General features: G+C 45.2%; 16 protein-coding genes. 14 read left to right on the forward strand and 2 right to left on the reverse strand.

What is annotated here, in order from left to right; translation table 11 throughout:
- Positions 1–62: 62 nt before the first annotated feature.
- The 5 genes from MHH57_RS04700 (at position 63) to MHH57_RS04720 (ending at position 4,369) form a co-directional block, all read left to right on the forward strand.
- Positions 63–620 (forward strand): DUF1273 domain-containing protein, encoded by a 558-nt coding sequence (locus MHH57_RS04700; RefSeq protein WP_069012927.1) that lies wholly within the window; start codon positions 63–65, stop codon positions 618–620.
- Between the two features lie 226 nt (positions 621–846).
- On the forward strand, positions 847–2,643 hold the full coding sequence (locus MHH57_RS04705) for a rhamnogalacturonan lyase (protein WP_080658627.1): 1,797 nt from the start codon (positions 847–849) through the stop codon (positions 2,641–2,643).
- A gap of 175 nt (positions 2,644–2,818) precedes the next feature.
- On the forward strand, positions 2,819–3,052 hold the full coding sequence (locus tag MHH57_RS04710; RefSeq protein WP_029517573.1) for a hypothetical protein: 234 nt from the start codon (positions 2,819–2,821) through the stop codon (positions 3,050–3,052).
- 111 nt (positions 3,053–3,163) lie between these two features.
- A complete protein-coding gene (locus tag MHH57_RS04715) occupies positions 3,164–4,033 on the forward strand; it encodes a DL-endopeptidase inhibitor IseA family protein (protein ID WP_342434878.1) in 870 nt (289 codons plus the stop codon).
- A gap of 90 nt (positions 4,034–4,123) precedes the next feature.
- A complete protein-coding gene (locus MHH57_RS04720; protein ID WP_023987189.1) occupies positions 4,124–4,369 on the forward strand; it encodes an HPr family phosphocarrier protein in 246 nt (81 codons plus the stop codon).
- Between the two features lie 86 nt (positions 4,370–4,455).
- Here MHH57_RS04720 and MHH57_RS04725 read toward each other — a convergent pair whose 3' ends face one another.
- Both MHH57_RS04725 and MHH57_RS04730 read right to left on the reverse strand, forming a co-directional pair.
- Positions 4,456–5,244, reverse strand: coding sequence for a formate/nitrite transporter family protein (locus MHH57_RS04725; protein ID WP_029517571.1), 789 nt, complete (start codon positions 5,242–5,244; stop codon positions 4,456–4,458).
- 89 nt (positions 5,245–5,333) lie between these two features.
- Positions 5,334–6,116 carry a Cof-type HAD-IIB family hydrolase gene (locus MHH57_RS04730; RefSeq protein ID WP_029517570.1) on the reverse strand — a complete coding sequence of 261 codons (783 nt, stop codon included), beginning with the start codon at positions 6,114–6,116 and terminating at the stop codon, positions 5,334–5,336.
- Between the two features lie 199 nt (positions 6,117–6,315).
- On the opposite strand from MHH57_RS04730, the gene MHH57_RS04735 reads away from it, so the two are divergent.
- From MHH57_RS04735 to MHH57_RS04775, 9 genes are all read left to right on the forward strand, one after another.
- Positions 6,316–7,347, forward strand: coding sequence for a WXG100 family type VII secretion target (locus MHH57_RS04735; protein ID WP_318628265.1), 1,032 nt, complete (start codon positions 6,316–6,318; stop codon positions 7,345–7,347).
- A gap of 313 nt (positions 7,348–7,660) precedes the next feature.
- A complete protein-coding gene (locus MHH57_RS04740; RefSeq protein WP_069012931.1) occupies positions 7,661–8,209 on the forward strand; it encodes a YcxB family protein in 549 nt (182 codons plus the stop codon).
- A 58-nt stretch (positions 8,210–8,267) separates the two neighbouring features.
- Entirely contained in the window at positions 8,268–9,215 is a 948-nt protein-coding gene (locus tag MHH57_RS04745) for an ATP-grasp domain-containing protein (protein WP_209950005.1), read from the forward strand.
- A gap of 273 nt (positions 9,216–9,488) precedes the next feature.
- Positions 9,489–9,935: a tellurite resistance TerB family protein gene (locus tag MHH57_RS04750; protein ID WP_013369616.1), complete on the forward strand. Its 447-nt coding sequence runs from the start codon at positions 9,489–9,491 to the stop codon at positions 9,933–9,935.
- Between the two features lie 28 nt (positions 9,936–9,963).
- Positions 9,964–10,557 carry a TerD family protein gene (locus MHH57_RS04755; RefSeq protein WP_069012933.1) on the forward strand — a complete coding sequence of 198 codons (594 nt, stop codon included), beginning with the start codon at positions 9,964–9,966 and terminating at the stop codon, positions 10,555–10,557.
- A 47-nt stretch (positions 10,558–10,604) separates the two neighbouring features.
- The gene (locus MHH57_RS04760) at positions 10,605–11,180 is read left to right on the forward strand and encodes a TerD family protein (protein WP_013308970.1); all 576 of its coding nucleotides are present in this window, start codon (positions 10,605–10,607) and stop codon (positions 11,178–11,180) included.
- 31 nt (positions 11,181–11,211) lie between these two features.
- Positions 11,212–11,793 carry a TerD family protein gene (locus MHH57_RS04765; protein WP_069012934.1) on the forward strand — a complete coding sequence of 194 codons (582 nt, stop codon included), beginning with the start codon at positions 11,212–11,214 and terminating at the stop codon, positions 11,791–11,793.
- A gap of 224 nt (positions 11,794–12,017) precedes the next feature.
- Positions 12,018–13,286, forward strand: a complete 1,269-nt coding sequence (locus MHH57_RS04770; RefSeq protein ID WP_029517566.1) for a TerD family protein — start codon at positions 12,018–12,020, stop codon at positions 13,284–13,286.
- A 26-nt stretch (positions 13,287–13,312) separates the two neighbouring features.
- Complete coding sequence (locus MHH57_RS04775; RefSeq protein WP_029517565.1) at positions 13,313–14,047, forward strand: TerC family protein; 735 nt, start codon at positions 13,313–13,315, stop codon at positions 14,045–14,047.
- Positions 14,048–14,132: the final 85 nt, after the last annotated feature.

A 14,132-nucleotide genomic window follows, 5' to 3' on the forward strand; every position in this document is an offset into this window, starting at 1 on the left:
TAGTGGCCTGCTCTGAAGTGGTACAATAACCTTTATGATAATCGGAGAAGGACGTTGAGAAGATGAAAAACTTGCTCGTTTCGGGCTATCGTGCCCATGAGCTGAATATTTTCAGTCAGAAGCACGAAGGCATTCCATATATTAAAAAGGCGATTGCAGGCAGGCTTATTCCCCTGATTGAAGAAGGGCTGGAATGGGTGATTACCCCAGGCCAATATGGGGTGGACTTGTGGGCCTGTGAGGTCGTTACTGCACTAAAACAGCAATATCCCCACCTCAAATGCTCTATTATGATGGCTTATCAAAATATGGACGAAAAATGGAAGGAGGACAAAAAGGAATATTTTCAGCAGATTTGTGCCGAAGTTGACTATGTAGGAGTAGTCAGCCGCCAGCCTTATCAGGGGATATGGCAACTTAGGGCACGGGATGAACTTCTTTTCCGCAAAACAGACGGTTTATTGCTTGTTTACGATGAGGATGCCGGAGAGGGCAGCCCACGTTTTATGAAGGAACTTGCATTGAAAAAACAACAGGCAGAGGGCTATCAGTATATTAGCATCAGCTCGGAGGATATCCAGAGCATTGCGGATGAAGAACGATTATTCATGGACCTCTGATTTTTAAAGCATTAGCCCGGATTTTTGAACAAAAAGGACGTATTCGTCCCTTTACATCGATGTAAGCGCTGTCATAGAATTTAAACAACAATAACTTATCAGTCACATAAAATAAATTTATTGAAAATACAAACTATGAAAGGAGCTAATGATTCAGATGAACAAAAGGTTTCGGTATACTGCGTTGCTCTGTCTCGGTGTCATGTTGTGTGGAGTGGTTACCCCGATGGATAGCCAGGTCTCTGCTGCCTCTACGAGACAAATGGAAAAGCTGAACCGGGGAGCCGTCGCTGTTAAGGTGCCTGAGGGTGTACTGGTGAGCTGGCGCTTGCTGGGCACGGAAGCGGATTCGGTCGGCTTTAATTTGTACAGAGGGACAAGCAAGGTGAATGATGCGCCGATACCATCGAGAACCAACTTTTTGGACAAGGCAGGTTCGACCTCATCTTCGTATACCGTTCGTGCCGTGGTCAATGGAGCAGAGCAGGCCGCTTCTCCTGCGGTGAAGGTATGGAACAACAACTATCTGGATGTTCCGATCCAGCAGCCCGCGGGAGGCACAACTCCGGATAATGTGAGCTACACGTACCATGCCAATGATGCCAGCGTAGGGGATCTCGATGGGGATGGCGAGTATGAGATTGTGTTAAAATGGGACCCTTCCAATGCCAAGGATAATTCGCAATCCGGTTATACGGGAAATGTATTTTTGGATGGCTACGAACTGGATGGAACGCGCAAATGGCGGATCGACCTGGGACGGAACATACGGGCTGGAGCCCACTATACGCAATTTCTCGTCTATGATTTTGACGGAGACGGCAAAGCAGAGATCGTATGTAAAACAGCAGACGGCACGGTAGATGGTACAGGTGTAAAGATTGGGGACGCTTCGGCTGATCATCGAAACACGAGTGGATATATTTTGAACGGACCCGAGTTTCTGACCGTGTTCTCAGGAAATACAGGCAAGGCTCTTAGTACCATTGACTATGTGCCACCACGCGGAACGGTATCGAGCTGGGGAGATAATTATGGTAACCGTGTAGATCGTTTTCTCGCCGGGGTTGCTTATCTGGATGGCGTGAGACCCAGCATAGTGATGGCACGTGGGTATTACACTCGCACCGTTCTGGTCGCATATGATTGGCGGAATGGTAACCTGAGCCGACGCTGGACCTTTGACAGCAACAGCTCCACCAATGCTGGAACTGCTGGACAGGGGAACCACAGTTTGAGCGTGGCAGATGTGGATGGAGATGATAAGGATGAGATCGTGTATGGCTCGCTGGTTGTAGACGATAATGGAGCGAAGCTGGCTAACACGGGGATGGGACATGGAGATGCACTTCATGTTGGCGATCTGGACCCCGACCGTTCGGGCTATGAAGTGTTCAAGGTGAACGAGGACAAAAATGCCACCTACGGAGCTGCCATGTACGATCCGCGTAATGGAAATATTTTATGGGGCGTAAATACAGGCAAGGATACTGGAAGAGGCATGTCAGCAGACATTGACCCGCGGACCAAAGGGAACGAGCAGTGGGCACCGGGTATTGGATTGCGTTCAGCCAAGGGACAGCTCATCACCAACACGCTACCGTCTTCCATTAATTTTGGCATCTGGTGGGATGGGGATCTCCTGCGTGAACTGCTGGATCATACCTCATCAAGCGCTGGAAAGATAGACAAGTGGAACTATACGAACTCGACTACTTCCAACTTGCTTACGGCAACAGGAACGAGTTCCAATAACGGAACCAAAGGAACGCCGTCCTTGCAGGCCGATCTGTTCGGTGACTGGCGTGAGGAAGTCATTTGGCGTAAAAGTGATAATTCAGCGCTGCGTATCTACACAACACCATACGAGTCAGAACATCGATTTTACACGCTTATGCATGATCCAGTGTATCGCTTGAGTGTTGCCTGGCAGAACGTAGCTTATAATCAGCCGCCGCACACCGGGTTTTATCTGGGAGAAGGGATGCCCAAGCTCCAGCAGCCGAATATATATACTCCTTGATATGTCGTTAGACAGTGGTTTGAAAGCAAATAGAATGAACAAAAACAGAGAGGGCTCCAAGCTAATTGGAGCTCTTTTTGTCATGAGAGCCCAAGAGATAACGTATGCTTTCTATAAAAACGGGAACATTAGTTCTTATTGGTGGAATATATGTATGAAAAAGGAGGCGGAATCTGTGAGTTCTTTAACGACTGAAGGCATAATTGAGCTCGTAACTAATGTTGGATTCCCTGCTGCATTAAGTCTGATTCTGTTAAAATACATCCTCGTCACTTTGAGTCGCAGATTAGAAGAGCTGGACCGATCTGTTAAGCAATTATCGCTATCTTTGGAAGAGATGGAGGCAAAGCAAGTGAAACAGTCAGAACAACCGTCCCCGGCAAATACGGACAAACTTCGTGCAGAATGAACAAAAAAAGGCAAATAGAAACAATTTAGCAACCCAATCGAGAAGCGAAATTCTTATAATAGAAATGTCTGCAGTTTATGCAGACATATGATTATGGAGGTGTATATAAGTATGAAATTAAATACGAAGCTATCAGCACTATGCATTGCGGCCACACTTATGAGCGTGGCACAGGCCGCTGCTGCCGCGCCCGCTGTGACGGCTCCAGCGGAAGCGACGCAGCCGAGCGTTGCCAATCCGGCCGCATCCGCCCCGGCTCAGGTGCCAGCACCAGCAGCGTCTGCACCGGCTACGACTCCAGCCCCGGCGCAAGCGCCGTCGGCTCCAGCAAGCTCGCCCCCGGCTGCAGCCGCAGGTTCTGCCAAAGCCGCTACACCAGTAGCTCCGTCTGCACCAGCACAGCGTCCATCTACATCGGTAGCACCCGCGGCTGCTCCGATCGTACCTTCGACTGTGAAGCCGTCTAAGCCGCAACAGCCGTCCACTGCGGCGCCAGCAGCAGCGGCTACCAACGTGAAACCGACGCAACTGGACAAGCTGAACCACGAGAGTGCGGTTCCGCTTGTGTTGGAGGCGCAGTCTCGTTATCAATATGCAATCAGTGGTGGTAGCCCGGTGGGTAAGTCGTTCCAGTTGAACGGTAAAAGCTACCACTATCTGTCCGAGGACATCGGCACGAAGACCAAATTGATCAGCTATCTGACGCAGGCCTACACAAAGCAGGCGAGTGAGCAATTTGTCGGTAAATTTTTCGTCGAAGTTAATGGCAGATTAGCTCAGTTGAACGCAGATGGTGGCAATTTGTTAGAGTTCAACCGGGCTACGGCGAAAATGGTAACCATGACTCCGGTGAAGCGCAGCTACCTGCTGACCGTGCCTTATCCGGCAGAAACCAAGCAAGCGAATGAGAAAATCACCGTGAATTTTGAAAAGGTCGGCAGCTACTGGAAAATCAGCTCTGCGCCGCATGTCATTTTCTAAATTAAGATTTTGCAACAGGCTTCATATGGGGTAAAGTGATGTTAAGGCTTGTTTCGTAAGCCTCAATTCAATGCAGGGGAGTGCTGTGCAATGATGACACCCATCAAGGTAAAAGACGTTAAGGATATTGAAAAAATCAATCAAATCGTATCCAATTATACGTATGACATCTGGATTCATGGCAAAAGCGGCATGGCAGATGCCAAATCCATTTTAGGCATGTACGTGCTGAAGCTGGATGAGCCGCTAACTCTGGTTGTACCTGACAATGTTAATCCCAAGAAGCTGTTCAAGGAGTTGGAGGAGTTTATCCATTTTCCTGCTCAAGAAGGATAAAAGGCAAGAAACTTGTAAACACTGGATGATCTATTACTAAAATAACGCAAAGAAGCCGTGGAACCTAAGTCCCACGGCTTCTTTTTTTAGTGTTCTTTCTCGTCCAAAAACGGGAGATTCACCGAATAGTACATAACCCCCATAAGCAGCACGCCGCCAACCAGATTTCCGAGCGTAACCGGAACGAGATTATGGATCACGCCAGCGACAGAAACTGTACCCGGATGGTCCAGCACGAGCGCAATGGCGAAAGTACACATATTAGCCACACTATGCTCATATCCCGAAATGAAAAAGCAGAACACAAACAGCATCATGGCAAACATCTTTGCACCATTTTCCTTCATAAACATGGGAACAAAAAAGGCAAGACAGACCAGCCAATTACACAAAATAGCTCGGAAGAATAGCTGCATTGCAGGCGCTTCCATTTTATGCTCAACCACGCTCAGTAGAAAGCTGTTCACGCTGGAGGAGTCAAACAGACCGGTCAAGTAAATAAGGAGTGCAAATACCCCCGCACCCAGCAAATTACCGCCATAGCTGGCAGCCCATAATCGAAGCACCTGTCCCCAGCGTAGCTTTTTACGGAGCGCAGCATAAGTGTAATAGAAGGTGTTACCTGTAAACAAATCCCCGCCGCCGTAAGCGATCAGAATGATAGCCGCTCCGAATGTGAGCGCCGCCATGGGATAAGTGAATGGAGAATGCTCCATGTAAAAAAAGTTGCCCGTCTTGAAGGCTACAATAACGCCGAACCCGATGAACATACTCGCCAGCATGGAACGTGCCAAATACCGGAGTAGGCTCTGCTTGTAAATTTTGTACTTCTTCATGGCTAGCTGTTCGACATTGCGTAAGCCTTCCGTCTCCATATTTAAGGACAACCTCCTATTTTCTCATATGTAAGTCTTTAAACAGACTTTATTTTTCCCGAAACATGTCCAGTCTATCAGCAATTCTGTTAGCTTAACAAACCAAGCTTTTGCAGTCCGTACAAAATACCGTCTTCATCTGCGCGTTTTGTGACCATTTTAGCTGCGGCTTTGGCTTCATCACAGCCGTTGCCCATCGCGACGCTGTTATGTATAGCTGTCAGCATCTCCACATCATTTAAGCCATCGCCAAAGGCGTATTGATTTTCAGCGGCAATGCCCAGTCTGGACGTAATTTCGCGAATACCCTTCGCTTTGGAGCCAGCATGAGGAACAACGTCCACAGAACTCGGATGCCAGCGCACAAAGTCAAACGCCTTGAATACCGTTTCATAGAAAGGCTCTTCTTCTGCTGTACACATCAACAGCGTCTGATAAATATCTCTTCCTTGGAAATAGAGCGGATCGTATCCAACTGAAATCTTGGCCTTAAGCGTTTGGACCGATTTCTCTACAAGCTCATCGTTAGGAATATTGGCCTTCATGTCCATATGATCCATATATACAAGGGCATGATTATGTGTGAGGGCCAGATCGGTCATCGTTTGCAAGGCTTCTCTGTTCAACGGATTGGTAGCGACCACTTCCCCGCGGAGCACGACATATTGCCCATTAAAGCTGACGTAGGAGTCAATTTCCAACTGCTCGCGGATATCTTTGAACATAAAAGGTGCACGGCCTGTTGCAATGGCCACCTCATGTCCCAGCTCTTTCAAAGCAAAGACGGCCTTTTCTGCCGTTAACGGCATTTTCTTGTCATCGTCCAGCAATGTACCGTCGATATCGAAAAAGATAATTTTTTTGTCTGACATGTCCTTACACCTGACTTTCAATAATGTATTTGTCGAAATGAACTCATATGGATTCATTATATCAAAGGAACTGCTTCTGAATACACAAATACGTATAAATCCTCATGAATGTCCGACCTCTATAGCTTACAATATGAAATAAGGCTTACTGTAAAATATAATTTCTATCTCCTATTTTCATAGATGGGATGTGATCACCATGACAAAAATCCAAGTCACACCGGAGCAGCTGGACAGCGTGGCCTCCCAATTTGCCAATGCCCACGGCACACTGTATAACCAGTTAAATGGCCTGGATAGCACAATGAACCACCTTCACAGCCAGTGGGATGGTATGGAGAGGAATCGTTTTTATAATGACTATCGAACGGCTAAATATACACTATCTTCTATATTAAATAAGGTTCAATCCATTGAAATTGAGCTGAAAAGCATCGCTTCGAAATTTAGAAATGCGGATGGTGAAAGCACACGTGGCTTCTGGACAGCCCTAGCTGCGGCAATGAGCGCTAGCGCAGCGCTGGCAGGCAGTGGAGAGGCTGGAGATCATGGTGGTGAAATTGCCAAGCAGCCCAAAAACATAGACGAATGGGAGCAGGCAGACGCGGTTAAATATCATCAATATGAGGAACTACTGAAAAACGCCGAGGCCATCGGCGACAAGCAGGTTATGCAGAAAATTCACGACCAGATGAATGTCCTGCAGCTGCAATATGAGGACTCCGTTACCCGTACAGATTACAATACAGGAGAGACCTCCAAGATCACATCCGATTCCCTTGTCGCCGTCACTGAACTGACAGGTAAAGACGGAAGCAAAACGGATATATCTATAGATAAAAAAGGGAATGTTGTGAGTTATGAGCAAAATACGGATAAATACGATTACTGGGTCCAAAAGCATACCCAATCAGCCGGAGAGCATGCTCTAGGTAAAACGGCCCAGACCGTCACCGGATATGGAATAGGTCTTATTTTGTCGCGCGGGGCTGGTGTTAGTGGGGGAAGTTCGGGCATCGGTACTGGCGCAGCCTCCGGCTGGGGGGAACACGTCGTCGGCATTGGTGGCGGCATGCTCAGTGACAAAGTACTTTTCTCTGTACCCGATGAGGGCGAAACCCGTACCATGATCTACCGAACGAATAAAGAAACTGGACATATTGAGAACATGATCATCGTCACCAAAGGTGAGAATGAAATGGAGTATCGCTATTGGGAGGATTATAACTAGATCTTGAGCAGTGAACGATAATAACGTGTTTAGGAGTACCCATAAAATCTACAGTCTTTTTTTCTAGAACAGGTGAGCGGCAGGTGGAAACTGTAAACTGTAAACTCACTAGCTGGAGAGGTCTGTGGATTTTTTTGTTTACCATTTTTTTCTGAATTCCGATATATTAAATAGATAAAATACATATCCAAGGTAATTTAATTGAATATTCGAAAAAGATTAAAGTACTAGTTTTAGAGGGAGAAATAGTAAATGAAAAAAACATCCATTAGTAGTCGTGTTGTTTTGAGAGGGTAGGGAGAGGAGTTACGATATGCAACAATCAGAGACATTACTGTACACGTACAGGCTAACATTGAAAGATATCATGTTATTTAATTTTTGTTTGAAGTATCAGAAGTCTACTGGGCTTAAGTTGATGGCATCAATCCAGTTTCTGTTGGTCATTATGGCTACATACAAGCTTATAGTAGATAATGAAGTAGATCCTAATACGATAGCGATGTTCTTCTTTCCATTCTTAGTTTTTGTAATTATTCCTTTCTTTACTATTAAAGAAGTGAAAGCTAACTACCTAAATCACCCACAATGGCCTATTGAAAAAGATTATGAGTTTTCAAAGGAGGGTCTTCATTTTACGTACTCTGCGGGTTACAACTGGGATGAAGTAAAGGGGGTCATTAATACGCTGACTGCCTTTTATATATTACTGCCTAATCATAAATTTATATTGGTCCCCAAGCGGATTTTTTCTAGTAGACTGGAGCGCCGACAATTCAAAGAACTGTTGATAACCCAGATCGGATCAGAGAGATGGGATTATAAATTTATAGACAAAATGAGCAAATTAAATAGAAAATAACTATATTTATGGTAAATAAAATTAAAGGCTAATACATTTGTTAAAAGGAGGAACTCATATGTATCTTCTATTTTGTAGCGATCCTCTAAATTCTAAAAGTGTAGATATGGATTACCGTGAAGAGTGCGAGGTTGCACAGAGTCTTGGTTTTGATATAGGGTTGGTCAATTTCGATAATCTGATCGAGGATGAACAGGAAGGATCAGGGTCTAACCCATATATTGTTTCTAAGAATATGCGGGAGTATGTTGCTAATCAGGGAAGCGAGTACGTGAACGCGCTATACCGTGGATGGATGTTAAGGCCCAAAGTATATGGTGCTTGGACTGCAGCCTTGGAGGCAAAGCGAATCAGGATGCTGACAAGTGCTAAGAGTTATAGGAACTGTCACTATTTTCCCGATTCATACTCGTTAATTCAAAATTTTACGCCTCGGAGTGTATGGCTGGAGCGGGACCAATTGGATGCGGAGCATATTCGAGAGGCGGTCATGCCTTTTGGAACGACAGCAATAATGGTCAAGGACTTCGTTAAATCACGGAAACATGATTGGCTGGACGCCTGTTATATCCCGGATGCGTCAGATCAGGTGCATGTGGAACGGGTGATTCGTCGTTTTGTTGAACTTCAGGGGACAGAATTGAATGGAGGAGTTGTGTTAAGGGAGTTCGTACCTTTAGAATTTCTTACCCTTCACCCCAAAAGTGGCATGCCCTTGTCTAAAGAATATCGTCTATTCTTCATGTTCGGAGAGCCTGTTTTTACAGTTAATTACTGGGATGAGGCTGCATATGAGACCGTTCCTACAGATCTGGATGAATTTATTCAGATTGCACGTCAAATCCAAAGTCCATTTTTCACAATGGATATTGCTCGTACACAAGCAGGACAATGGATTATTATAGAATTGGGAGATGGGCAAGTTTCGGGACTGCCTGAGCACACGGATCTTGAAGCGTTCTATACAAATTTAAAAAAAGTGGTGGTGAACCGTGGATTATGGTAAAAGGCACAGTGCTTCTGTTGAATTGGAAGGCTGTGCCTTTCTATCAATTTTGACATTTCACAGACTTGCAATTGGGGTAGCAAATGATGGATGATAGAAGAGGGCCTTTTATGTAGAAAATAGGGCTAAAGATAGAGAGGATACTAATAATAAATAGATCGGATTTACCGTATTTTTGTATATTATTGTAGAAAAAGATCGTAATTCAGGTTATAGTAAAGGAAGAAATTAACTAGGATACCTTTACCCAAATACGTAATTGTGGAGGGAAACATGAGTACATTTAAAAATTGGTTGAATACAACTAAAAAAGGACTTGGAGACCAAGTTAAGAAGTTTAAGAATAAAGATTTTATGGAAGCTGTTGTTGCAGGCTGTGCATTAGTAGCATTTGCTGACGGTACGATTAGTCCGGAAGAGAAAACAAAAATGGCCGGATACATAAATATCAGTGAAGAATTGAAAGTGTTTGATATGGGTGAGGTCATCAACCGTTTCAATCACTATGTAGCGAACTTTGAGTTTTCACCTGAAATCGGTAAACAGGAAGCACTGAAGGCGATTGGTAAATTGAAAGGTAAGCCAGAAGTAGGCCGACTCGTCGTTGGCGTATGTAGCGCTATTGGCGCAGCTGATGGTGACTTTGATGCCAATGAGCAGCGAATTGTGGCTGAGATTTGCGGCGCGCTTGGTTTGAATCCGTCTGAATTTAGTCTGTAAATTTTACGGAAGGGAGGTGTGTTAATCAGTGGCTGTAATTAATCTGGTCAAGGGCCAGAAAATTGATTTGACCAAGGGAAACACAGGACTGACCAAGGTTATAGCAGGATTGGGATGGGACCCTGTACAGTCCAAAGGATTTTTTGGCTTCAAGAAGCAACCCAATATTGATTGTGACGCTTCTGCCATTTTGCTGGATGCCAACGGAAAACTGACTCAGTCAGATAACGTAGTGTGTTTCCACAATAAAAAAAGTCCATGTGGCTCTGTCGTGCATTCCGGTGATAACCTGACCGGACAAGGTGACGGCGATGATGAACAAATTGAAATTGACCTGGCACGTATTCCTGCCAATGTCGACAAAGTGCTTGTTGTTGTGAATATATATGATTGCGTTAACCGGAAACAGGACTTCGGCATGATCGAGAAAGCGTATATCCGCATTCTGGACGGTGCTAATTCCAAGGAACTGGTGACGTTTAATTTATCTGATAATTATGAAGGGCTGACCGCACTGGTCTGTGGAGAACTCTATCGTCATAACAACGAATGGAAGTTTGCTGCAATCGGTGAAGGAACCCATGCCGTACATATTGATGTGCTGGCTCAGCGTTATATGTAATTTTAGGTTGCTCATACAAAACTTAATGTGAAAAGGGGTTCTTACTCATGGCAATTAACTTATCCAAAGGTCAAAAAATCGATTTGACGAAAACAAATCCAGGTTTGTCCAAAATCACAGTGGGTCTCGGTTGGGACACAAATAAATACGATGGCGGTAAAGATTTTGATCTGGACGTATCCGTATTTTTGGCTAATGCGGAAGGTAAAGTAGAATCCGATAAGAACTTTGTCTTTTTTAATAACCCACAAAATGAGAACGGCTCTGTCGTTCATACAGGGGATAACCGCACAGGTGATGGCGACGGAGATGACGAGCAAATTAAAATTGATCTGGGTAGCGTGCCAGCTAACGTTGAAAAGATCGCTTTTACGATTACAATCTATGAAGCACAAGAACGCAGCCAAAACTTTGGACAAGTGTCCCGTGCTTACGCTCGTATCGTAAACGAAGCAAACAATGAAGAATTGGTCCGCTTTGATCTGGGAGAAGATTTCTCAATCGAAACAGGCGTTGTTGTAGGCGAACTGTATCGTCATAGCGGTGAATGGAAGTTCAATGCCATTGGTAGCGGCTATCAAGATGGTCTTGCAGGATTGACGCGCGATTACGGTTTGGCATAAAAAATCTATACAAAGAAAGCAGGTATGCGGAATGACCATTAGCCTTTCCAAAGGACAACGTATTGATCTGACCAAAACGAATCCTGGCTTGACTCGTGTCGTTGTAGGTCTTGGATGGGATACGAATAAATACAGTGGTGGCGCGGACTTTGACCTGGATGCTTCAGCTTTCCTACTTTATGAAGACGGCAAAGCCAAAGCTGCGGATGATTTTGTATTTTACAACAACCCGACAGGTGGAGCAGGATCGATTACCCATACAGGCGATAACCGCACAGGTGAGGGCGATGGGGATGACGAGCAAATCATCGTTGATTTCTCGAAGATTCCTGCGAACATCCATCGTATCGGGATCACGGTTACCATTTATGATTACGAGGCACGCGCGCAAAACTTTGGTCAAGTGTCCAATGCTTTTGTGCGTGTGGTAGATGCAGCAACGGATCGTGAAGTGCTGCGCTACGATTTGGGAGAAGATTTTTCCACCGAAACGGCCGTCGTATTCTGTGAATTTTACCGTCAGAATGCAGACTGGAAATTCCAGGCTATCGGTAGTGGCTTTGCTGGTGGATTGGGTGCGCTTGCTAAAAACTATGGCTTGGACGCTCAATAATATCCACTTGGGGTGGTGTCCATAGGGCGCTACCCTTTCTTTTTAAGCTATTACATTGAGCATTTTGCATAAATCCCAAGAGCATTTTCAAATCAGCAATATATAGATCGAAACGCTTTAGTTTGTCTTTATATTGTTCTTATGTGCGTTGGGAATCGAATGATCCAAAATGCTACATTAGCGTACGCTGACACATGACAAACCGACAGAAAGGTGACACAATCATGGCTGTTATCGTAGTAAAGGGACAGAAGGCGGATTTGACGAAAACAAATCCGGGCCTGACCCATGTCAACGTAGGGATTGGCTGGGAGTCCCCAGCGTCTCTGGAGCTGGATACTTCGGCATTTTTGCTAGGTCCTGGAGGAAAAGTATCGGGCGATGAGGATTTAATTTTTTATAACAATCCGACCACGCCCTTTATCACCTATTCAGACGGACAACAGTCCGGTGACAAAAAGCAATTTGCCCTTGATCTGACGCGAATTCCTGCAAACATCGAGAAGATTGCGTTTACGCTGACGATTTATGATGCGGATCAGAAACGGCAAAATTTTGGACAGGTTCAAGGTGGGTTCATTCGTTTTGCTCATCCGGTTAGTGGAGAGGTTTTGCGGTTTAATTTGGACAGTGGATTTACAGTGGAAACTGCGATTGTTATTGGTGAACTGTATCGTCATAACGGGGAATGGAAATTCAACGCGATTGGCGCAGGTTTTTCCGGTGGATTGGATGCGTTGTGCGTTAATTTTGGGATTGAAGTGGAAAATAATCCGGCTCCGCCCACGCCAGTGCCTACACCTCCGTCTCCAGCGCCTCGACCAGCACCAACGCCGCCACCAGTACCACCTGCTCCGAAGCCAGAGCCATCTGCAACACCGGTGAATCTGAATCTGCGGAAAATTGAGCTGAAGAAGAAGGGCGACACCATTAATCTGAAAAAGGGCTCAGGCGGATTGGGTGAAATCCTGATCAATCTGAACTGGAATCAGGTGCAGCAAAGCAAGGGATTTTTTAATCGCGGCTCCAAGGGTGTCGATCTGGATCTGGGCTGCTTATATGAGATGAAGAATGGAGATAAAGGCGTTGTACAGGCGCTCGGGGAAGTTTTCGGTTCTCTAAATCGCTTTCCGTACATTGCTCTGGATGGCGACGACCGAACAGGCTCTGTGAAAACAGGGGAAAATCTTCGCATCAACGGTGCTAAAATTTCTGAAATTAAGCGAATTTTGGTGTTTACCTTCATCTATGAAGGAGTCACGAACTGGTCACAAGCGGACGGGGTAGTCACGCTGTACCAGAAGGATGGGCCGGACATTATCGTTCACATGAATGAACATGACAATCGCAAAGGGATGTGTGCAATTGCCATGATCCAAAATGTAAACGATGAAACGTTTAGCATTGAAAGACTCGTGCAGTTCTATGGCGGTCATCGTGAGTTGGATCGGGCCTATAACTGGGGCATGCGCTGGTCGCAGGGTAGCAAATAAATTGAATTATCGGAGGCACTCTTTTCATGTTGAATGATTTGTTTAAAAATATCAGCGAAAACTACGGCCATTTCTTTTCATGGAGTGATGTTGTAGGTACGCTTACTGATCCAGTGAGTTGGGGGATTATAGGAACTCTCATTTTGCTGGAAGGACTTTTATCGGCGGATAACGCCTTGGTTCTCGCAGTTATGGTTAAACACTTACCTAAGGAACAACAGAAGAGAGCCTTATTTTACGGGATTTTGGGTGCGTATATATTCAGGTTCCTGGCTATCGGCTTGGGTACATTCCTGATTAAGTTCACCCTGATTAAGGTACTGGGTGCAGCTTATCTGCTCTATATCGCTTATAAGGGCTTATTCAAGTCCGAAGGTGATGGAGAAGTGAAAAACAAACCTACTTCTTTTTGGAAAACGGTATTAATGGTCGAACTGATGGATATTGCCTTCAGTATTGACAGCGTCATTGCAGCTTTCGGTGTGAGCGAGAAAGTATGGGTTCTGTTCCTGGGTGGTATTCTCGGCGTTCTGATGATGCGTGGCGTTGCTCAAGTGTTCCTCAAGCTCATTGATAAATTTCCGGAACTGGAACAGACAGCCTTTATTATGATCGCCATTATCGGGGGTAAAATGCTGGCTGCTGCTTTTGGCTTTCATATGTCGCAGATTTTATTTTTCGGCATTTTGATTGCTGTCTTTGTAGGCACAATGGTTATCAGCTCGGCGAAAAGAAAGAAAAAGGCCGACAAAGAGGCTTAATGTACAAAGTATAGCGAAATCCCTCCTGAAACTAAGGGGGGATTTCTTTTATACCCGGAGCACAGGGCTTCAGTCAGGCAAGAAA

The organism is Paenibacillus sp. FSL H7-0442 (assembly GCF_038593105.1).
Lineage (GTDB): Bacteria > Bacillota > Bacilli > Paenibacillales > Paenibacillaceae > Paenibacillus > Paenibacillus polymyxa_D.